The following is a 19,041-nucleotide window of genomic DNA, read 5'->3' as shown; positions in this document are numbered from 1 at the left end:
ACATGTCAATCGTTTGACATATCGATCAAAAAAAATATTCTCGTCAAAAAAAGAGACAACCTGATTCAGGTCGTCTCCCTCTCCACCAATGTTACAGGAAAAATATTCTCCATATTGACCTGTTCCTCTGCAACCTGACGTCGAATCAGATCAACGGCCAACTCGGCCATATCCTCTATCGGCTGTCTGATCGTTGTAATTCCGGGCACAGTATAGCAAGCTGCTCGGCTGTCGTCATATCCAATAATAGCAATATCTTCGGGTACCCTGCGTCCGCTAGAAATCGTTTTTTTAAGTGCATGAACAGCCATGAGATCACTCGTTACAAATAATCCGTCCAACAGGGGCTGCTCTGTGAGCAGTTTATCCATCAATTCCGTATACTGATGCTGATTAAATACATTGAGATCGGTTTCATAAATCATGATTGGCTTGACCCCATTTGTCTCCAGCGTATCCAGAAAGCCTATCGTACGACGATTGGAAAGCATACTTAACCCCAAATTACCACAGATATGAGCTATATGCCTTCTCCCCTTGGAGAGCAGTAACTCCGCCGCCATGACACCGCCATGATAATTATCGGAGGATATAAACGGAATGTCCTCTCCAATCTGTCGATCAAAAGTTACGATGGGGGAATGGAGATTTTCGTATTCATCCACTTCAAGTGTGTGACTCCCCATAATAATTCCATCAACCCGATTTCCTTTGAGCATCTCTACATATTCACGTTCTTTGGAAGGGTCCATATGAGAGTTGCACAGCATAATTTTGAAACCATTCTGGTATGCATAATACTCTACATAACTGGCCAATTCTCCGAAAAACGGATGTGATACATCTGGAATGATCAAACCGATAAGGTTGGACTGCTTGCGTAGCAGGGAACGGGCAATCTCATTGGGTCTATAATTCAGTTCGTCCATCGTTTGGTACACTTTGTCACGTGTCTTCTGACTGATGTAACCCCTGTTGTTCAATACACGCGAGACGGTAGTTACTGAAACACCAGCCTTGAGTGCAACATCATGAATAGTTGCCATAACAGCCTCTTTTCCTGTCTACATTCTTTTGTCCATCCTCATTATATACCTGTTTCACATCCTGAACCATCCCGATGCTCTCACGGCTGCTTCATTCCACGACAACTTTGGCCCTCGGCATGGTGTGCATTGCACCTGAGGTTACATGTGCCTGGACAACATATACCCCCGGCTCCTGAAATGTATACTTCACTTCATATATGCCATCACCTACAGAACTAGCCTTCACTGCCCCACGTGCCTCAAGCTCATCGGCATTCATCATTCCTTCTTCAATGGAAGGTGCCTCAGGTTCGTTCTGTTCATCCCAGATTTGGAATTGTACCTGATCAGCATCATCCACAGGCTTCTCTCCCTGGGTTAGTTTGATCTGTAAAGCGACTTCTTCGTTCACCTTCGCCTGATCTGGCATCATCAGTTTCACTCGAATCATCTCCGGCATCTCGCCAGAAACCGACTGCTCCGTGTAAGAGCAGCCGGACATGATCAGCACCAGTATAAGCAGAGGTGTAAACCAGCGAGCTTGTCCCTTCATCACCGTTAGTCCTTTCTGAGCGTTTTACCGATTCCCCACAACATCACAATAATGATGATAAATGCGATCAGAGCCAGCAATGGGATCGTGATAAAACCAAACCAGTTCAAATAATCGGTATAGCATGGAACCTTACCACACGCCACAGCGTTGCCGGTAGCCGAGAAGATCCGCTGAATCGTTACGTGATACAAAGAAATGCCGCCCCCGATAAAGCTGAGCGGAAGCACGTACTTGGCAATCCCCACATCATCCTTGAAGTACGCGATTCCAAGCAGAATCGTTAACGGATACATAAAGATGCGCTGGAACCAGCACAGATCACATGGCAGAAACTGCTTGATTTCACTTAAATAAAGACTTCCCAAGGTTGCGATAACAGACACAGCCCAGGCAATAAACAATCGGGTATCTACACTCCGTGCGGGCTTTTCTTCATTGGTTGTTGCACTCATACCTCTGTCCTCCTCTTCCATTGTTCGTTTTGAATGATTTTATCATTCCTTTGTATTCCTTGAGTTCACTGAATGCTTATGTAATTGATTACGCGATTAATTATACCAAATATTTGCTCTTACAGGCGAATACAAAAAAGCTGCCACATGGCAGCTTTTTTGGTTTGAATGTGAGATTGATTATATCAACTTATAGAGTGTAACGAATCATAGTATTGATTTTTGCAGTACACTTGCCTTACATTGCTTTAGTCAGCGTAATGGAACCATCTTTCTGAGCCCATTTCACATTCCATTGTAACAATTCAGCAATGAAACGCAGCGGTACTTGTGTACGTCCGTCTTTGTTAACAAACACGGTAGAACCTACGTTTTTCTTCATACCGTTGACTTCCATGACCGTGTTGTTCACCCAGAATACGAGTGTATCATCACCAGCCATAACGGTAACTTGCTGTGCTTTTTTGTCCCATTTCACCGTTGCGCCGATTCCCTCACTCAGGAAACGCAGTGGGATGTATGTTGTATTTTTCCAAAGCACAGGTGTGGTGTCCATGTTCGTTGTTTTATCGTTAATTTTCAGCATTTTGCTGTTCAGCTTCATCCAAACCGTTGTCATATCTGGCGCTGGTGTTGGTGCAGGCGTTGTTGGTGCTGCCTCTTGGAACTTGTCATTGAACTGAGTCACAATGGCATTACCCAGCGCTTGACCTACCCCGAACATCACTTTGAAGCCTTCGCGATTCGTGGTGTAAGAAGCATCATAGTTGCCTGCCGCATATTGATCCAGCACTTTTTGCACTTGGTTTTCATGTGTTGTCAGCGCTTGTTGTGCTGCAGATTTAGGCAGGTTTCCTGCTGTTGCGGAATCCAGGAATGTAGCAAACTCCGTTGTGAAGCCGTCGATTCGTTTTTGCACAGCTGCACGTGCGGTAGCATCATTATCTTTTACAGCTTTAACATAATCACTCTGAGCGTTAACATGGTTAGTTACCCAGATTTTTTCGAATGCATTCGCTCCTTCATTACCGTAAATAGAAGCAATCGCGGCTTTGAAGTCCGCTGTATTTCCAGCTTCTGCGGTTACGAGGGCATTCGATGCCGCTGTGCGTCCATCATATTGCTCTTGCATTTGCAGAGCGGAAAGCGCAAAGTGCTCCGAAGCCAAGTGGTTAAGTGCCGATCTCAGGTCAGCTGCTTTGGTATCCGCTTTGGTGTTGTTAAACTTCTCAGGCATCTGTGTTGTAATCGCGGTGGAAAGTGCTTTACTTACGTCAAACATCTCCTTGAAGCCTTCGCGATATGCCTTGTATGCATCGGTGTAATCTCCGGCTACGTACTCGTCGAATACTTTTTGCACGAGGTCTTCATGCACTTTCAATGCTTGTTTAGCTGCGTCTTTCGGCAGTTTGCCTTCTGTCGCTGTGCTCAGGAATGTGGAGAATTCATCTACGAATCCGTTGATGTTATCCTGAGCTTGCTTGATACCAGCTTGGTTACCCATCTTGGTTGCTTTCACCAGATCATCGGTGTATTTGTTATGTGCGCGGAAGATGCGTTCGAATTCTTTGGCTCCCGCTTCACCGTAGAGAGAAGCAATCGCCGGTTGCATATCCAGTGCATTTTGGTCGAGTGCTTTGTAGGCTGCATCTGCATCTTTGGCTCCATCATAAGCTTTCGCCATAGCTGTTACAGCCAGAGCAAAGTGCTCAGACAACAGATGATCCAGATTCGCTCTCAGGTCAGCCGCAGGGGTGTTCACGGATGCTTTCATCATCGTCATGGAAGTGGAGGTCTGGGGGGCAGCAGCAGCTCCCGCGATTCCCGGCATTAACAGCGACAAGCTAAGTACAGGTGCAATAAATGTTTTCATTTTCATCTTCATTGGTGAGTCACTCCTTAAGTATGTTTTTGGTTCCTTTGTTTCTTTGTCGTTGTCTTCATAGGGTGTAACGCACGGTTCTCCATTCTGGATCACTCCGCAGGCAAAAAAAATTACAGCTTTCGGTAAAGAACGCCGCAAATGCTTGATACACCAGTGTTTTTTTATCTAAAAAAAAATTAAAATTCTAGTGATCCGAGTCTGATCTGAGTCTAAAATGCACAACTCATCTGTAATATACCATATAGATTTAATTCACTCGTCGATCCACAAGTGCGTGTACATCCTTCAAATTCATATCATGCAAATTTCCTATATTTCTCAATAATAGCTTACATTGCGAGTAAACCTGAGATACAATAGAGGCAAACGCTCTCCATCGAATGGAAAAGGAGGTCAACTCATGACTTGGCTACCTTATGCATTGGTTATCGGTATTGCCTTATTTGGCGGGATTGCTACACTTATCATCGGGAATTCGAAAGCCAATCGTATCAGTAACCCCGAGTATGATCGCCGTACACGGCAAAATCTGAGTAAACTTACATATGTATACGTCGGCGCCATCGTACTGGGCATAGGTGGATTTGTCCTGTATTTATACAACTGATCGTCATCCACTGAATGCTAAAGTAACATCTCTTTGAATACGGCAACTCTCCGCACGCCTCGTTCCATGTGTTGCACCATCGGGGAGGTTACTCCCCTCTCCCTGATCCACGCCAGCCAGCCGCGCAGCAACCACAACAAAAATCCGGATCACCTCTTCTCACTCTCCAAAATCGATCAAAACGTCTTTTGCTTCGTAAATAAGATAATCCTTCTGATTCCCTCCTTTTATTATGAAACTCAAACCAAACGCTTCTCCTACAACCTTTACATAGCCACTACCCATCATGATGCAAAGATCGTTACACATGTTTACAAGTTGGAGATAATTCAGAATTATTCTGGATAAGTTCGGGGGGTAATATAAAGCCATAAGGAACAGCAAGACAACAAATAACCCCAACTTAAAGGAGAGATATAGGATGAAAAAGAACATGAAGAAATCTGTAGCTACAATGATGGTGCTAGGTATGACATTAACCGGGGCAGCTGGTGTATTTGCTGGTACACAACTGGAAAAAATCTCGGCTTATCTCAATCATGGTATCAGCTTTAATGTAGACGGTGCGGCATACTCACCAACGGACGGCAATGGTAAAAAACTTGCACCCATCACGTATAACAACTCTACGTACCTGCCGGTTCGCGCACTCGCTGATGCACTGCATGTGCCTGTAACCTACGATGGAGCAAACAAACAAGTCATTATTGGTGAAACGAACAGCAATCCAACTGCGCTTACCAATGTAACCTATACTGCGGCACAAAAAGAAGCGATTCAAAAAGCATTTGCTCAATTCGAAGGCTTTGAGACAGCGTATGCTCCGCAGCAGATGACTGCGGGTGATATGTTCAAGAGCGTTGCCGTTGGCGACGGTGTAAGCTTCATTTTCAATCATATGAAAGTGGATGTTTCTCCAAGAGATTATTCAGATGGCTACACGAGCAAAGAGGTTAAACTGTCCAACGGTGTTCATGCAAAATGGTACACACCAAGCGATATCGGCATGCTGACATTCGAGTTGGATGATCGGTATGTTACCCTTAGCTCGCCAGATCATAAACTGTCGCAAGCACAGTTGCAACAAGTCGCTGTCTCTGTACAAAAAGTAAAAGGCGGTAATGATCAAGGTATTACGGCTTATGAAAATGTAAGTTACTCCAAACAGCAAATGGAACAGATCCGTAAATCATTTGCTCAATTTGATGGCTTCACCACCGCTTATGCACCACAACATATGGTTGCGGGAGATGCCTTCAAAAGTGTGGGTGCAGGCGGAGATGGTGTGAACTTTGTCTTTAACCGCATGAATGTAACGGTGTCTCCTAGAGACTACTCGTTCAGCTATGATGGCCAAACAGTAAAATTGCCTAACGGCGTATCTGCCAAATGGTACACACCGGATAAAACTGACATGCTTACATTCAAGCTGGATGATCGATATGTCACACTCAGCTCGCCAAATAACCAATTGACGCATACCCAACTGGAACAAATGGCCGTAGCTGTGCAAAAAGTAAACTAAACGTTCCTTATTTGATGTAACACATACAATAAGCATGAAATAACACATATACAAGGTCGGCTCTTCGGTTCTCCAGACTTCGGAACCGATCTGGTATATGTGTGTTTTGTTTATGAAAAAAGGTACAGCCCGAAAGCTGTACCTGTGATTATGCCTATTCAAAATACATAGTTAAACTACTTCCCATCCATCTTTACTTCCGTCAGACGGACTACTCGGCGATAATACAACGCGTCCATCAATTCCTCCCAGTCCAGTTCATTCACATTCATGTCCCGGAAAAATACCGAAGCAGCAGGCAGGAAGCTGAGTAATGGCCCTGTTCCTCCACAGATCAGAGCCCCGCCATCTCCGCCTTTTGGCATCACTTCATCATCTGCACCCAGCGTAAGCTCGTATTTATATGGATCTCCGGTAAACTGTATACCGAAGAAATTCGGCAACTCCAAATCATACTGGTGATGATTTGTTCCATCTCGCGAGGATTCAGTCGGCTCCGTAAGTGCATCTGTCCCAGTATCCACAGCTTTATCTATATCTTTTTCTGAATGAACAAACGATTGATCTAGCTGATCTTGATTTTGAGGTATTCCCAAATGTCTTAATCTCATCGTATAGTCAAAGCTGTCTCCCCAAGGGAATAACGTGCGGCAACCTCCACCATAGATATACTCCCACTCGTCTTCCGTCAACAAACTGAATCCAGCCGCTGTTTCTTCCTTTACAATGTCCTCCAGTTCGATCCCTTCATTAAACCAGAGAATGCGAACCTCTCCTTGGTCTTGAATCAGTTTGAATTCCAGATGAAGTTCATATTCATTCAGCCCTGATTCCTTGAATTCGGCTAAGGCTTTAGGAAAGTCATCATGCTCCTGAGCAAATGCTTCTTCCTCGGTTACCTCAATCCACCCCAGGGAGGTGGTCTCACACTCCACAAGCATCGGGCCAATATTGACCGCTCTCACAGGTGACATCTGGCCTGCCAGAAACGATTGTACGTCCTCAATCCCGTAACTGCTTGCAGTTTCGTGCAGATCAGCAGTCGTTTGCTCATCCATTCCGTGATGCCACTTTTCCCAGCCTAATGTTACCTGATCACCTGGAACAAATACGAATCGCTGCTCATCGTGTGTAAACACTCCGGTCTGAGTCCGCTGCCCATAGCGTTCGAACGTCTGCAATCCCTCATACTGCATCCCTTCAGGCAACTGGAGCACAATACGTTGCATCCACTCTTGCTTGTCCTGCTCGGACAGCCCCTGCCAGACGCTTCTTGTTAAAGCTTCCATCCTAACTCCACCTTTCATCACATCTCATGGTGTCTACTGTACTATTCAATGGATCGCCAAGGTCATTTATATGAATTGGTTTAATTGGTAAAAGAATCGTTTATTGGCCTGCGGCCTTCGACAGCCTCAGTAATAATTCTTTTCGTTTCCCCTCCGCCTTGCGAGCCAGTGCGACCAGTTTCTCCACCTTGCCAAAAATCGGATAGAGCACACGCTGAACTTCATAGGATTCCAACTCTTGAACCTGTTCCAGTAGCCATTCAAGCTTCTCTTCCTGCTCGAACTCCGGCAGCAATTTGAGCTTCAGTCCGTCCGTTGAACGCCGCAAACTCTGAACGAGAACCGGCACTGAGTCTGCTGTCACCCCATATTTATCGGCAAAGGCAGCAATAAATTTGTCCTGAATCATCTGATGCTCATCATCGACCTGCCCCATATAATCGTGAATCAGAGGAAAATACTGCTCGCTCGTAAGTCCAAGCCCAAAAGCTGCATAGCTTCCAGGCATTCCACTCTTCTCCCCCTCTGTATCAGCATAAAACTCAAATTCCTGGATGGCTACTCGTGCGTATTGTTCCAGAAGTGAATACAGCTCCGGATATTCCAGAGCATTTGCAAAGAATCGGTGTGTATCTGATTTGGCAAGTCCCTTGATTGGAAGATACTGTTTTACTTTTGATTTCAGTTTGATGTGATAACTCTTGGGGAAACCCTGCTCCAGCAAACGAATAATAAAGGCTATCGCCTGTTGATATGCTCCTGGTCCTTTCTGATGTATCTGAATCGTTATCCTCGCAAAAACATCATTGGCCTGGCACTCCACCTGCTCCGTTTTAACATAGGTATCTTCCGGCTTATATGCACCACTGCCCTCAGTTAACATCCGATCTGCCTGCTCACTACCGAGCTGCTTCGCGAGTTCCAGAAATTTAAGCCCCCTTGGCTTGCTGTAGCTAGGTTCGAAACGCAAAATCATCACCGCTGCATAGAGGAGCAGATCGATGGGGTGTGAACCCTCATCCTGAGCCTGAGCCAGATCGAAATCCTGATCCATTTCCTTATCCTTACTTATATTTATATATTTAACAAGTCCGCCCAGCTTCTGATCCGGCTTCAACGTGTATTCATTTTCACAATATTCTGATATCTTCACGTCGAAATACTGTGGCAAAAACTGCTTCTCCGCCCATAGCGTGAGCGCATAAATGATCGTATGACGGTGCTCGGCGAGAGCCTCTTTCCGTTCCTTATTCAACGTTTGAATCTGTTCATATTGTTTAATGACCCATGCAGCATCCATGGATGGAAACAACACGGGATCAAGCAGATGTTTTGCCAAAAAAGTCGTTTCAAGCGGCTTGGTCGGGTACACACCATTCTCCAGTTTATGCTCTGTATACGTACGAATTCGTTCCAGCAGCTGCTGTCTTTTCTCTTCGTTGATGTATTCCAGCAACGTCAGTTTCAGCATCCCGTTGCTTGTAGGAAACTTCCCTCTAAACGTAAACCGGTAATCAATCAGCGGTGTATCTGCCCATTCAGCCAATTTTTCCTGAACCACTTCAACCAGCCTTGGCTGGATTTCGGCGCGTACCATTTCTTCTGTAAACCGGATCGCCTGCGTCGATAATGAGCCTTCATCCCATCCCATATCCAGGCTATCCACGATCGTTCTTCCCGGCTTGTACAAAACAAAGATATCATCGAATATGCCCATCTGCAGTTTCGTTCGTTGGATCGTCTGCTCTAAATCCTTACGTGCCGTTTGCTCATCAAACCATTCATGAATGGCCTGAATCATCTCTTCCAGAGCTTGTTCCAATGCTGCTGTCATTCTATCTCCTGCCTTTCTCGTAAAACATGTTGTATGTACTCTTGCTCCAACACCACGACGGCTTCTATCTCAAACTGCCTGAGCAGTCTGTACATTGAATGATAAAAATGCGCATTAACGTTCGCATTCAAACTATATTTTACACGCTCGGTCATACTCGCAACAATAAGTCTTACGCACGGTTGTCCCCTACTTGCTTCTGATCAAGAGTTCCTTCTCTGGCGTGAAACTTCGGAGGAAGCACAAAAAATACACCGAAATGAGATGTTAACAACGTCGTTTCAGTGTATTTATGAAATTGCCTATATCCTTGTCGGACTTTCGTACGATTACTTGAAGACTAAACTCCTACAACTAAGCAAACAGAAATCATTTAGGTTATAAAATATTCAGGTTATGTATGATATAGATATCCCCAAATTTTAACAAACGCTATATAATATAAATAGATATTGCATACCAGACTTATGAAGGAGGATCCAATGATGAAGTTGACAGAACAAGGTGTGTTAGTGGTTGAAGAAAAGGATATTGACTATATGTACTGCTACCGGGATCGAGACGGATTTAGGTTTGATGACTCATTTTTCATTGAATTAGAGTCTCAAAAAATAACACTGTCTGAAGGCGATGTCCGAACGATTCACTTTCAGTTTAAAGAAGAGATGCCGCTCTACGAAGAACGCGGACGACTTGTTTCGGAGGTTCAGTCTGCTGTTCGTACACTTGACCCTAGCTATGATGGTTCCTTTGTGAAATAAAGCGTTTGGCATCGTTATATTCGTTAATTAATTCATCCAGCACCATCGACTGACGAATGACTTCCGGATGTTGCAGACTCGTATATTGGTTTGCCATCTGGTAAAGTCTCAACCTTGCGTTTTCGATACATTCCTGAAGGGTTTCCGGGTTCCGTACCATCGTTCTGCCCCCATTCATTCCTTGAATTCATCATCCAAATAAGACCATATATTATAATATTCGGAATGAAGTGGGATTCAGATTACCTTTATTTCAAATTTTATATATTATTTTTCTAAAAGCAGCTTTTATCCTTATTGAGTTCGAAACTCGAATGATATGCAAAAAAGACACCAGATTGGCTTATCGCCTTTCTGGTGTCTAACATGTCTAGATGTACAGCTTATTCAATGTTAAAGTGTCGTATTGTTATCTGAGCCCAATATCCGAGAAGCGATTGTTGATCGTTTCAGGAAAAGCATGTTTAATTGCATCAATGGCAGCCTGTTCCGTACCCCCTGCGTTTCGAATCAGTTCAATAACTTGCTGCACACTTTCCGGTTCCCTTGCATCCCATGCCGCGGAATCATCCAGTACTTCAACAATAGATGCATAGAGATCAGCGAGCTGTGTATATTTTACAATGACTTGATCCATATGCGGCGATAAATGTTCAAGCGCTCTGACATATGAGGCGATGTCCCCTCTTGTATAAGCATAATAGCGAAGCACCGCTGCCGCCTGATTGCTCTCATAGTTTCCGGACTGCAGCACATCCGCAACCGCGGTGTATGCGGCAGAACCGCAAGCGTAATCTTGCGCTGGCAGCATATAGTCGTGCGTTTCCCATTTGTATACAGCCTGGATTAACGACTCCTTGCACACTTCCCACATATCGATGGACTGTTGAGCTTCCAACACTTGATAATACCAATAGGGTGAGTTATTCTGGCCGACTAAGGAATAGGGTAAACGAAGCACGTCAGGCTCATCTCCTGTGCAAAAAAATAGGACTTCCTCGTCATCATCGTATCCAACAACAACAACAAATTGATCATGCCATAACACCGCCCCAGTTCCCCGGTCGATCGAACTTTTGATATTCAGTAATGCATGCTTCTGATAGAGTGGAAACGTCGGTTCAAAGGAAAACCCGGCAGCTTGACTCGCTGTCACTCCGATGAAATCGGCAGCAACAAAGTTTTCTGCCATCCAGTTATATGCCGAGATGGATTCTTTCGTCAGACGACGATCGACTACGAAGCGAAATAGAGTTGCCGTCATGCCCGCAATCATATATCGCGGAAGATGTGTCCACTTTTTGTGTAACAAAATAGGATATAACGCATCTGCATAGGCTCCTGCCCCGTATCGCCGTGTATCCGTGTTCGTGGTACCCGAACTAGCCTGAGGGGGGCGTTGAATTAAATCAGCTAAATCAGTCAATAACCTCATTTTTTTCATTCGTTGAGCCTCATTCCCGCATCCATTCTGCCTTTCTTTTCTTCATTTTCTTCATCGTACATCCCCATCCCAATTCTACCGTGCGGAGTGTGTGCCCCAGCGGGGTACCGTAGATCGTTTACGGTCCGCATACTGCGCTGATATGTTACGAAAAGAATCTACCGCCTGTTCTTCGAGTAACTTCGCCTGTGCAAGCCACTGCGCAAGTTGCTCATTGGCATCCTCCCGCAGCGCAAGCCCATGTTCTTCCCGTACCAGAAGTGCTCTCATCTGCTGGATCAGTTCAGCAATCTGGTTATAACACATCCAGGACTGCTCCAGTTCAGTCCATAAGCCGCGAACATCATGCAAATACATTCGAATCTCGGTACGCGATTGGCAGTACGAATCCAGAAGGTAAGCTGCTCCTGCACCATCGTAATCTCCAGAGCGAAGTCCTTCTATCCAAACATCATATGCAAGCCGTCCAGAAGCTATATTTTGATCAGGTAACAAACGGTACGGAATATCCCAATCCTCCATGGCCAGGCGTAAAGATTCCAGAACTCTCTCCTGCTCTGTACGTTGCACCTGATCACCAAAGATCTGACAGTACCAGAAACCGGTGAAATTCAATCCGAAATTATCATACAGCAAAATATGCGGCTCTTTGCTCCAGCCATCCTGCACATAAAAGACCCGATCTGCATCATCATATCCATAAATGACACCAAACTCGGGCATCCAGTAGATGACACCTTTGCCTTCATCCAGACTCCGTCTGACCCAATTCACAGCATCTTGTTGATAATAAGCAAATGTCGGATGGCGACTGCGTCCCCCGTCATATATGGTAAATAGGCCAAGATTGTCGATACCGCCTTGATGAGACACTCCCCACTGTCCGTATGCCGTTACCGACATCGGCAGTAATCTCTTATGGACGGACAATTTAAAGGCCATGCCGGTGTACCCTGCAAGCATATACTTCTCACCCCGGAATTGACCTGTATGCCGCAAAATCGCATGTAGGCTATCCACAAATGACTTTGACTCCCGCTTCATCACCAGATGCTCCAGCATGTTCTCAGCCATCCTGTTCTCTCCCTTTCTGTCCCCTGCTGAGCCGCTCTGTCATTTCTTCTACCCGTTTCATCAGCTTGCGTCTGAGCCATCCTGGGGAGAGTAGTTCCTCCCACTCCGCGGCGTACAGATGTTGCAAGAATACGTCCGCATCGTAAAATTCAATCAAGCAGACCTCACCCTTTTGCTCCCGAATCCGGTAACCTTGCCAAAGCTCCGATTGCTGCATTTCACGGAAACGAATCTCAGCCACAAACGGTTTTCGCACAGGCAATGTATCTTCATAGCTACTGATCCATGTATCCTGGCTACATTTAAATCGTTCGTTCAAGAGCGTCAGCTGCACGATGCTTTCCAGGCGAATCGGTGTCTGTTGTAGCGGGTCTGTCTCATAACCGACTACATAGTCTGCATTAAACTGGGCAGTCAGCTTCACTGGACAGAAGGTGATCTGGTGCTCCCCCTCATGATTCTTGTAATAGATATGCACTTTTCGTGCATCCTCTATCGCATGGGACAACAATTTAAACCATTGAAGGTGCCTGGGCGATGCCGCAAACACCGGATACTGCTCTTTGGGCAGATGCTCCTCCATCGTAAAACGTTCCAATAAGTGTGCCACCCGTTTCACCGTATCCGAATGCTCATAGTCATAATGCCGATATCGGTGAGCCAGATATTTGAGAACGCCTTGTTCCTCATCCGTCATATATAAATGCGGCAAACGAAAGGTCTGATCCTCGTAACAATACCCTCGATACTTGGCTACATACACCAATGGGGCTCTGAGGGTATTTACCATATATTCAATATCACGCTGCGCCTGACGCCGAGATATCTCGAATTGTTGGGCCAGGCCACCGCTGTTCGGAAAACGCCCGCTTCGAATCTGTTCATCGAACCAATGAATCCGATGCATACTACTCAAGCGATTTCACCCCCTGAATCATTCCAACGTTTATTCCTGTATTATAACAAAAGGGCATAGCCTGTTCCGAAGAACAGGCCATGACAGGTTATCCGTATAACATTTACGTACACGTATGTTAGCTTTCAACGCTATACATTTGCTTCTGCCAGATCTACTCTGGACTGCACGGCTTTGGAGCATTTTTTGCAAACTTTCAGACTCGTGCCATCTGTTTTCGTTTGCGTATACAACAATTTGATTCGTGTACTCTTGCATATTGGACATGTTCCCCGACCTCTGGACGGAAGACTCCACAGAACGCGACCTCTTTTTGTTTTAGCCAATGATTGTGAACCTCTTTTCAATAGGGTTTATGTGTTTTTGTTCACCATCATTATAGAGGCATTGGGACGACACAGAATGTCGCATCAGGAGCAATCTTTTATCGAGTTCAATATGGAGTCTTTCATGGGCATCTATCCCAAAAATAAAAAATGCCCCTTCTTCATATAGAAGAAAGGACATTCATTCAGCCGATTCTGTGCTTGTCAGTGCTGCAGCTTGGAGAAGAGGCTGTAACAACCCTGGAAATCTCTCTTCCAGATCCTCCGACCGTAGTGTAATAAAATGCTGTGTACCCTGTACTCGGACGCGAATGACACCCGCCTCCCGTAAAGTACGAATATGGTGCGACATCGTTGATTTCACAACACGAGCATGAAAATGACTGCATGGTTGCTCCCCGCTTCTGGCGGATTCAGCCACAATGCCCAGCCGTGTCGGGTCGCTGAGCGCATAAAGCACTGAAGAAAGCTCAATATCCGCCACTTGTGGATGATGTAAAATTTTCATAAGGCAGTCTCCTTTTTTTTAAGACTATGCATTGTATTCTAACATACATCCATGATATATTTCTAATGTTCGATACCAATCGAACTTATATCATTTCGCATGCATCCCTTGTTGTGGAACACAGGGGCTGACATTATACACCATTTTGCAAATGTTACACACCGTTTCTGAAATGTTGCGAAATACACATCACGATAGGAGGTTTTTATGAACAACACGGCTACGGCAACTCCGATGGAACGGACTAGCATACAAGAAGGATTAATTGTGGCATTACTTGGTTTCACCGTTGTACTCGTCGTGATGAACACGATGATGTTTAATCTGGCTCTGCCTAAAATTGCGGCTGAATTCAAGCTGACCTCTGTTGCTTCTTCCTGGATTGTTACGGGTTATTCCATCGTATTTGCGATTTCCTCGATTACATTCTCACGTTTGTCCGATTTTGTGCCGATACGCACCCTGTTTACCACCGGGCTTACACTGCTTGGAACCGCATCTGTCTTGGGTTTCTTCAGTGACCACTTCATTATTCTGCTCATTGCGCGTCTGGTTCAAGCCGCAGGTGCAGCTTCCGTTCCGGGACTTGCGATTGTGCTGATTACCCGCTACATTCCGAATGAACGCCGGGGTAAATCCATGGCCGTCATCATGTCCGCCAGTTCGCTGGGTTTGGGACTTGGCCCGGTGCTTGGCGGAAGCATTACACAGTTTTTGGGATGGCATGATCTGTTTATCGTTACCGGTTTAGCACTGTTTTTAATCCCTGTTTTTTATAAACTGTTACCGCGAGAGACGCCGCAAAAGGGTTCCTTCGACATGCTAGGCGCGGTTTTGCTTGCCATCGGTACAACCGGGATTCTGTTATTTCTGACTTCTCGCCAGATCATTACACTCATCATCGGGGTAAGCGCACTGTTGCTGTTCTGGTTCCGCATTCGCCGTGCAGCTGATCCGTTTGTGCAACCGGCATTGTTCAAAGACAAGAAATATATGATCCTCAGCTCGCTGGGAATCGTATCTTACATTAATAACTTCGCTACCTTGTTCCTGCTGCCGCAGGTTCTTGCACATCTCTATGGACTGACACCGGCACAATCGGGACTTGTCATCTTCCCGGGTGCGCTTGTGTCCATGCTGCTGTCAAACCGCATCGGGCGTATGATTGATCGTCATGGCAATACGTTGTTATTGAAGTTTGCTCCTTGGCTGCTCCTGGCCGCTGCCGGACTGTTCGCTCTGTTTGCAGACCAAAGCATCTACGCCATCATGGTTGTATATATGCTACTCAGCGTCGGTTTCTCATCATTGACGACTAGCGTATCCAACGAATTATCAGGCAATCTGTCCATGGATCAAGTGGGCGCAGGCATGGGACTGTTCCAGCTAAGTCAATTTTTCAGCGGTGCATTCAGCGTAGCTGTAACCGGAGTCGCTTTGACCGCGATGCAGAACATGCAGCTATCTTCGGCGTATAGCTTTATTTTCTGGGGCATGACTGCGGTTGGCCTCGCATCGGTTATCTTTTCGCAAATCTATCTGAGGATGCAACCACGGAAAGATAAGGTGGCGTAATATTAACCTCTAACTAATTTAAAAATACTTCAAATAAAACAAAGGAAGAAGCCAATAAAATTAACGGCTTCTTCCTTTGTTTTACCTGAAATTGTTCAGGTTCTTTTCCGATCTCACTATATTTAAATTTCCTTATTCAAACAGATCCAGGCGCAGACGTTTCAAGCTGGTATGCTGGATACGCCAATGTCCATCGATCTTGACAAATGTTTCGTGATAATGCCCAAATCCGTGGAAAGATTTGTTCTCGTTACCTTCCGGGAACGTTACCCAGTCCTCCATCGGAGAAATAACCTTCGCTTCAGTCGCAGATACAAACTCCACCTCCGCACTATGTACGTGATGCACAGTCACCGCCGGGTCTACAAGGTCACGGAATACCTGTACAATCGTGTCACGTCCAGTCAAAACCGGAATCGGATTACCTTCCGTACTGAAATCGGCAACGGCATCCGGTGCAAATACGTCACCGAGTTCATCCCATGCTTTTGTATCAATATAGCGGCAATAACGCGCCTTGGTATTTCTAATATTTTCGAGTGCAAGCAGTTGCTCCAGTTCCGTCATCGTCGTCGTTTGGCTCATGTGTTTTCCCTCCAGAGGTGTAAGATGTGATTAAGTATGTATAGATAGTATCTTCCTTATTGTAGCATTGCCCTTCTGTCAGGCACAACGCCGCACCAAGTAAGAAATCTAAAAGCATTACCCAATCTTACTGGAATAGAAACATACTTGAGGCACACTAGAGCGGTAAATACTACAGCGAATGAGCTTCCCTCATCTGGGATGCGAGTTCAGACATTTTTTTATGTTGGAGGAAACTTTCCATCTCTTCTTCGGCCTGAACCATCACCTGCTGGATCAAACATGCTGCATTATGATTCTGTGAGCATTCAAACAAGGAAGCCTTGCCTTCGATGGCATGAATGATTTCCAGAAAAGAAGGATCAGGGTTCTTGCGACTAAGTCGATAACCGCCATTGGCACCGGATGTGGATTCGATCATGCCCGCTTTGACCAGTTTGGTTAGTATTTTGGACAGGTACGTTGGGGAGACTTTCTGAAATTCAGCCAGTTGATGCACGCTAATCAGTTGCTCAGGCGCAGTGCTAACCAGATATAACATTGTATGGAGCGCATAGTTGGTCGCTTTGGAATATTTCATGAGAGGACACCTCATATATACGGATTTAATTTATCCATAATAGACCTGATTGAAGGCCCTGTCAAACGAATCCACATGAGAGTCCCAAGGTAGATGGCTTTGCTGAAGGTTTGATTCATCCATTTTTCTTTTTTATTTATGGTAAAGCCCACGGTAATCAGTAGGTGTCATGCCCTCATGCGCCATAAACTGACGGTTAAAATAACTCGCATTAGGATATCCCGCTTCCTCGGCAATCTGCCCAATGTTGGCCGACGGGCGTTCAAGTAGCCACTGCTTGGCCATCTGTAGCCGTGAACGTGTGATAAACTCCATTGGCGTCATCTCTACGGCATTCTTGAACATTTTGCAAAAATAATACGTACTCACTCCTGCGCGATCTGCCCAGTCTTGTAACAGAAAAGGCTCACAAGCCTCCTGCTGCATCTGCGGCAATAACGACAGCACTCGGCTCTCCGTTTTGCTCGTGGTACGTGTGTTCTTGAGGGGTACCGCATGCTGTACAAATTCCGCCAGCAGAGCATAGGTCAACGTGGACAACTGGGCTGGACGAAGCATCCGGTTCTGTTCCACCTCTTCAAGCAACGCCAGATGAGCGTCCTCCCAGGAAGTACGCTGTCTCAGCGTCCATAAAAGGTTGCGGTGCAATCCCCGTTCCAGCATATAATCATGCAACCGTTCCCCGTAAAAATGGACCCAGCGTACGTCCCACGGCTCATCTTCGCTACTATAGTAATGTTGCCGTTGATGCGGAAAATAGAGCACCGCTTGACCTGCCCGAAGCTCGTGCACTATCCCATCGGCCTCCACATATCCTTTACCTGCCGCAACATAGTGAATGTTGAAATTATTAAGCACCCCTGCCTCACGTAATACAGCGTGCTGGGTATGATCCGTATAATGTCCAACGGACTCCGGGTAACAGAAATAGGGGATATCCTGCAGGGTCAGCAATACGGTTTGTCTCATCATGGTTGGTTCACCCCATTAAGCAATATTGTGTTAATTCAATTCAATATATTATCATTTTAATTCATTCATCTATTCTTTATAATCACAATATACATTCAAATACAGGAGGAAACAAGTTATGAATTCTGTTCAAAAGTTACGCTGGGGCATTCTCGGCAGCGCCAACATTGCAATAGGTTCCGTCATTCCTGGCTTGCAGCAATCGGAGTTGAACGAGGTTACCGCTATTGCCAGCCGTGATCTCGATAAAGCACAGCAAACTGCTGATAAACTTGGAATTGAAAAGGCTTACGGAAGCTATGAAGCCATTTTGGAAGATGATTCAATCGATGCCGTCTACATTCCACTTCCGAATCATCTGCACCGGGAATGGACGATTCGCGCAGCACAAGCTGGCAAACATATTTTATGCGAAAAACCACTCGCTCTCACGGAAAAAGAAGCACTAGAGATGGTTGAAGCTTGTGCAGATGCAGGCGTGCATCTGGCTGAAGCGTTTATGTACCGCCATCATCCGCGTTATGACCAGATTCGGGAGATTATTGCCAGCGGCGAGATTGGTGAAATTCGTGGCATCCACAGTACGTTTTCGTTTAACAATTCGGGTTCGTCCGGCAATGTGCGTTTCCGCAAAGAATGGGGTGGCGGCGCGCTGTATGATATCGGCTGTTATTCCATTAGTGCGGCTCGCCTCCTGCTGGGACAGGAGCCGAAGGCAGTGACTGTTATCGGTATGTTCTCACCAGAGCATGATCAGGTCGATATGATGGCTTCCGGACTGCTTGAATTCGATAACCATGTTGGCGTTACGTTTGACAGCAGTATGTGGGCAGCCTTCCGTAATACGCTGGAGGTACTTGGCTCTGAGGGTATTATTGAAGTCCCTTCGGCTTATATTGCTCGTACAGACAGTAGCTCCAACTTCTTTGTTACGGCAGGCGGTGAACGCCGTGAAGTGGAGGTGCAGCAAGTCAATCATTATGCGCTACAAGGGGACGATATGGCTCGCGCTGTACTTCAGGGCAAGGAACTTCGTTTCGCCCCTTCCGATGCGGCAGCCAATATGAAAGTGCTTGAAGCTTGCCTTCGCTCGGCGGAAGAACGTACACGAATTACGTTGTGAG

General features: G+C 45.7%; 21 protein-coding genes. 5 read left to right on the top strand and 16 right to left on the bottom strand.

Features of this window, described 5'->3' with window-relative positions; all coding sequences use genetic code 11:
• Positions 1-65 precede the first annotated feature (65 nt).
• The 4 genes from M3629_RS25680 to M3629_RS25665 form a co-directional block, all read right to left on the bottom strand.
• The gene (locus M3629_RS25680; protein ID WP_251511374.1) at positions 66-1,046 is read right to left on the bottom strand and encodes a LacI family DNA-binding transcriptional regulator; all 981 of its coding nucleotides are present in this window, start codon (positions 1,044-1,046) and stop codon (positions 66-68) included.
• A gap of 91 nt (positions 1,047-1,137) precedes the next feature.
• A complete protein-coding gene (locus M3629_RS25675) occupies positions 1,138-1,581 on the bottom strand; it encodes a FixH family protein (RefSeq protein ID WP_251511372.1) in 444 nt (147 codons plus the stop codon).
• Positions 1,582-1,586: 5 nt separating this feature from the next.
• The gene (locus tag M3629_RS25670) at positions 1,587-2,036 is read right to left on the bottom strand and encodes a disulfide oxidoreductase (protein ID WP_251511369.1); all 450 of its coding nucleotides are present in this window, start codon (positions 2,034-2,036) and stop codon (positions 1,587-1,589) included.
• A gap of 238 nt (positions 2,037-2,274) precedes the next feature.
• Complete coding sequence (locus M3629_RS25665) at positions 2,275-3,915, bottom strand: copper amine oxidase N-terminal domain-containing protein (protein ID WP_154891820.1); 1,641 nt, start codon at positions 3,913-3,915, stop codon at positions 2,275-2,277.
• A gap of 406 nt (positions 3,916-4,321) precedes the next feature.
• Between M3629_RS25665 and M3629_RS25660 the strand changes: the two genes are divergently transcribed.
• On the top strand, positions 4,322-4,528 hold the full coding sequence (locus tag M3629_RS25660) for a hypothetical protein (protein WP_090924310.1): 207 nt from the start codon (positions 4,322-4,324) through the stop codon (positions 4,526-4,528).
• A 3-nt stretch (positions 4,529-4,531) separates the two neighbouring features.
• On the opposite strand, the gene M3629_RS25655 is transcribed toward M3629_RS25660, so the two are convergent.
• On the bottom strand, positions 4,532-4,681 hold the full coding sequence (locus M3629_RS25655) for a hypothetical protein (RefSeq protein WP_251511364.1): 150 nt from the start codon (positions 4,679-4,681) through the stop codon (positions 4,532-4,534).
• Positions 4,682-4,949: 268 nt separating this feature from the next.
• Between M3629_RS25655 and M3629_RS25650 the strand changes: the two genes are divergently transcribed.
• Positions 4,950-6,053, top strand: coding sequence for a stalk domain-containing protein (locus M3629_RS25650; RefSeq protein WP_251511361.1), 1,104 nt, complete (start codon positions 4,950-4,952; stop codon positions 6,051-6,053).
• A 176-nt stretch (positions 6,054-6,229) separates the two neighbouring features.
• Here M3629_RS25650 and M3629_RS25645 read toward each other — a convergent pair whose 3' ends face one another.
• Together M3629_RS25645 and M3629_RS25640 are read right to left on the bottom strand one after the other, a co-directional pair.
• A complete protein-coding gene (locus M3629_RS25645; RefSeq protein WP_251511359.1) occupies positions 6,230-7,342 on the bottom strand; it encodes a formylglycine-generating enzyme family protein in 1,113 nt (370 codons plus the stop codon).
• 100 nt (positions 7,343-7,442) lie between these two features.
• Positions 7,443-9,176 (bottom strand): DUF6138 family protein, encoded by a 1,734-nt coding sequence (locus tag M3629_RS25640; protein ID WP_145334713.1) that lies wholly within the window; start codon positions 9,174-9,176, stop codon positions 7,443-7,445.
• Between the two features lie 482 nt (positions 9,177-9,658).
• On the opposite strand from M3629_RS25640, the gene M3629_RS25635 reads away from it, so the two are divergent.
• Positions 9,659-9,937 carry a hypothetical protein gene (locus tag M3629_RS25635; protein WP_251511357.1) on the top strand — a complete coding sequence of 93 codons (279 nt, stop codon included), beginning with the start codon at positions 9,659-9,661 and terminating at the stop codon, positions 9,935-9,937.
• Here M3629_RS25635 and M3629_RS25630 read toward each other — a convergent pair.
• The 6 genes from M3629_RS25630 to M3629_RS25605 form a co-directional block, all read right to left on the bottom strand.
• Positions 9,909-10,097 (bottom strand): aspartyl-phosphate phosphatase Spo0E family protein, encoded by a 189-nt coding sequence (locus M3629_RS25630; RefSeq protein WP_123065934.1) that lies wholly within the window; start codon positions 10,095-10,097, stop codon positions 9,909-9,911. The genes M3629_RS25635 and M3629_RS25630 overlap by 29 nt on opposite strands.
• A 249-nt stretch (positions 10,098-10,346) precedes the next feature.
• Positions 10,347-11,381, bottom strand: coding sequence for a hypothetical protein (locus tag M3629_RS25625; RefSeq protein WP_251511354.1), 1,035 nt, complete (start codon positions 11,379-11,381; stop codon positions 10,347-10,349).
• A 75-nt stretch (positions 11,382-11,456) separates the two neighbouring features.
• Positions 11,457-12,455, bottom strand: coding sequence for a BtrH N-terminal domain-containing protein (locus M3629_RS25620; RefSeq protein WP_251511345.1), 999 nt, complete (start codon positions 12,453-12,455; stop codon positions 11,457-11,459).
• Complete coding sequence (locus tag M3629_RS25615; protein ID WP_251511443.1) at positions 12,448-13,362, bottom strand: helix-turn-helix transcriptional regulator; 915 nt, start codon at positions 13,360-13,362, stop codon at positions 12,448-12,450. Before M3629_RS25615 ends, M3629_RS25620 begins: the two co-directional genes overlap by 8 nt.
• A gap of 140 nt (positions 13,363-13,502) precedes the next feature.
• On the bottom strand, positions 13,503-13,697 hold the full coding sequence (locus M3629_RS25610; RefSeq protein ID WP_123065938.1) for a hypothetical protein: 195 nt from the start codon (positions 13,695-13,697) through the stop codon (positions 13,503-13,505).
• Between the two features lie 181 nt (positions 13,698-13,878).
• A complete protein-coding gene (locus M3629_RS25605) occupies positions 13,879-14,205 on the bottom strand; it encodes an ArsR/SmtB family transcription factor (RefSeq protein WP_145334701.1) in 327 nt (108 codons plus the stop codon).
• A gap of 207 nt (positions 14,206-14,412) precedes the next feature.
• On the opposite strand from M3629_RS25605, the gene M3629_RS25600 reads away from it, so the two are divergent.
• Positions 14,413-15,780 (top strand): MFS transporter, encoded by a 1,368-nt coding sequence (locus M3629_RS25600; RefSeq protein ID WP_251511334.1) that lies wholly within the window; start codon positions 14,413-14,415, stop codon positions 15,778-15,780.
• 132 nt (positions 15,781-15,912) lie between these two features.
• Here the strand turns inward: M3629_RS25600 and M3629_RS25595 are convergent, their stop codons facing one another.
• The 3 genes from M3629_RS25595 to M3629_RS25585 form a co-directional block, all read right to left on the bottom strand.
• Complete coding sequence (locus tag M3629_RS25595) at positions 15,913-16,365, bottom strand: nuclear transport factor 2 family protein (RefSeq protein ID WP_251511333.1); 453 nt, start codon at positions 16,363-16,365, stop codon at positions 15,913-15,915.
• A gap of 172 nt (positions 16,366-16,537) precedes the next feature.
• Positions 16,538-16,945: an RrF2 family transcriptional regulator gene (locus tag M3629_RS25590; RefSeq protein WP_090924327.1), complete on the bottom strand. Its 408-nt coding sequence runs from the start codon at positions 16,943-16,945 to the stop codon at positions 16,538-16,540.
• 132 nt (positions 16,946-17,077) lie between these two features.
• A complete protein-coding gene (locus tag M3629_RS25585) occupies positions 17,078-17,917 on the bottom strand; it encodes an AraC family transcriptional regulator (protein WP_090924328.1) in 840 nt (279 codons plus the stop codon).
• A 118-nt stretch (positions 17,918-18,035) separates the two neighbouring features.
• Between M3629_RS25585 and M3629_RS25580 the strand changes: the two genes are divergently transcribed.
• Positions 18,036-19,040, top strand: coding sequence for a Gfo/Idh/MocA family protein (locus tag M3629_RS25580; protein ID WP_154891798.1), 1,005 nt, complete (start codon positions 18,036-18,038; stop codon positions 19,038-19,040).
• Position 19,041 lies beyond the last annotated feature (1 nt).

It is taken from the genome of Paenibacillus polysaccharolyticus (assembly GCF_023714295.1).
Lineage (GTDB): Bacteria > Bacillota > Bacilli > Paenibacillales > Paenibacillaceae > Paenibacillus > Paenibacillus polysaccharolyticus_A.
The sequence above is the reverse complement of the archived record's forward strand: the minus strand, read 5'-3'. Positions and strand labels throughout refer to the sequence as shown.

Excerpts from the sequence above, each read along its gene's own strand:
- M3629_RS25680 (WP_251511374.1), bottom strand. The coding sequence starts at position 1,046 with ATGGCAACTATTCATGATGTTGCACTCAAGGCTGGTGTTTCAGTAACT.
- M3629_RS25675 (WP_251511372.1), bottom strand. The coding sequence starts at position 1,581 with ATGAAGGGACAAGCTCGCTGGTTTACACCTCTGCTTATACTGGTGCTG.
- M3629_RS25670 (WP_251511369.1), bottom strand. The coding sequence starts at position 2,036 with ATGAGTGCAACAACCAATGAAGAAAAGCCCGCACGGAGTGTAGATACC.
- M3629_RS25665 (WP_154891820.1), bottom strand. The coding sequence starts at position 3,915 with ATGAAAATGAAAACATTTATTGCACCTGTACTTAGCTTGTCGCTGTTA.
- M3629_RS25660 (WP_090924310.1), top strand. The coding sequence starts at position 4,322 with ATGACTTGGCTACCTTATGCATTGGTTATCGGTATTGCCTTATTTGGC.
- M3629_RS25650 (WP_251511361.1), top strand. The coding sequence starts at position 4,950 with ATGAAAAAGAACATGAAGAAATCTGTAGCTACAATGATGGTGCTAGGT.
- M3629_RS25645 (WP_251511359.1), bottom strand. The coding sequence starts at position 7,342 with ATGGAAGCTTTAACAAGAAGCGTCTGGCAGGGGCTGTCCGAGCAGGAC.
- M3629_RS25640 (WP_145334713.1), bottom strand. The coding sequence starts at position 9,176 with ATGACAGCAGCATTGGAACAAGCTCTGGAAGAGATGATTCAGGCCATT.
- M3629_RS25635 (WP_251511357.1), top strand. The coding sequence starts at position 9,659 with ATGATGAAGTTGACAGAACAAGGTGTGTTAGTGGTTGAAGAAAAGGAT.
- M3629_RS25630 (WP_123065934.1), bottom strand. The coding sequence starts at position 10,097 with ATGGTACGGAACCCGGAAACCCTTCAGGAATGTATCGAAAACGCAAGG.
- M3629_RS25625 (WP_251511354.1), bottom strand. The coding sequence starts at position 11,381 with ATGAAAAAAATGAGGTTATTGACTGATTTAGCTGATTTAATTCAACGC.
- M3629_RS25620 (WP_251511345.1), bottom strand. The coding sequence starts at position 12,455 with ATGGCTGAGAACATGCTGGAGCATCTGGTGATGAAGCGGGAGTCAAAG.
- M3629_RS25615 (WP_251511443.1), bottom strand. The coding sequence starts at position 13,362 with ATGCATCGGATTCATTGGTTCGATGAACAGATTCGAAGCGGGCGTTTT.
- M3629_RS25605 (WP_145334701.1), bottom strand. The coding sequence starts at position 14,205 with ATGAAAATTTTACATCATCCACAAGTGGCGGATATTGAGCTTTCTTCA.
- M3629_RS25600 (WP_251511334.1), top strand. The coding sequence starts at position 14,413 with ATGAACAACACGGCTACGGCAACTCCGATGGAACGGACTAGCATACAA.
- M3629_RS25595 (WP_251511333.1), bottom strand. The coding sequence starts at position 16,365 with ATGAGCCAAACGACGACGATGACGGAACTGGAGCAACTGCTTGCACTC.
- M3629_RS25590 (WP_090924327.1), bottom strand. The coding sequence starts at position 16,945 with ATGAAATATTCCAAAGCGACCAACTATGCGCTCCATACAATGTTATAT.
- M3629_RS25585 (WP_090924328.1), bottom strand. The coding sequence starts at position 17,917 with ATGATGAGACAAACCGTATTGCTGACCCTGCAGGATATCCCCTATTTC.
- M3629_RS25580 (WP_154891798.1), top strand. The coding sequence starts at position 18,036 with ATGAATTCTGTTCAAAAGTTACGCTGGGGCATTCTCGGCAGCGCCAAC.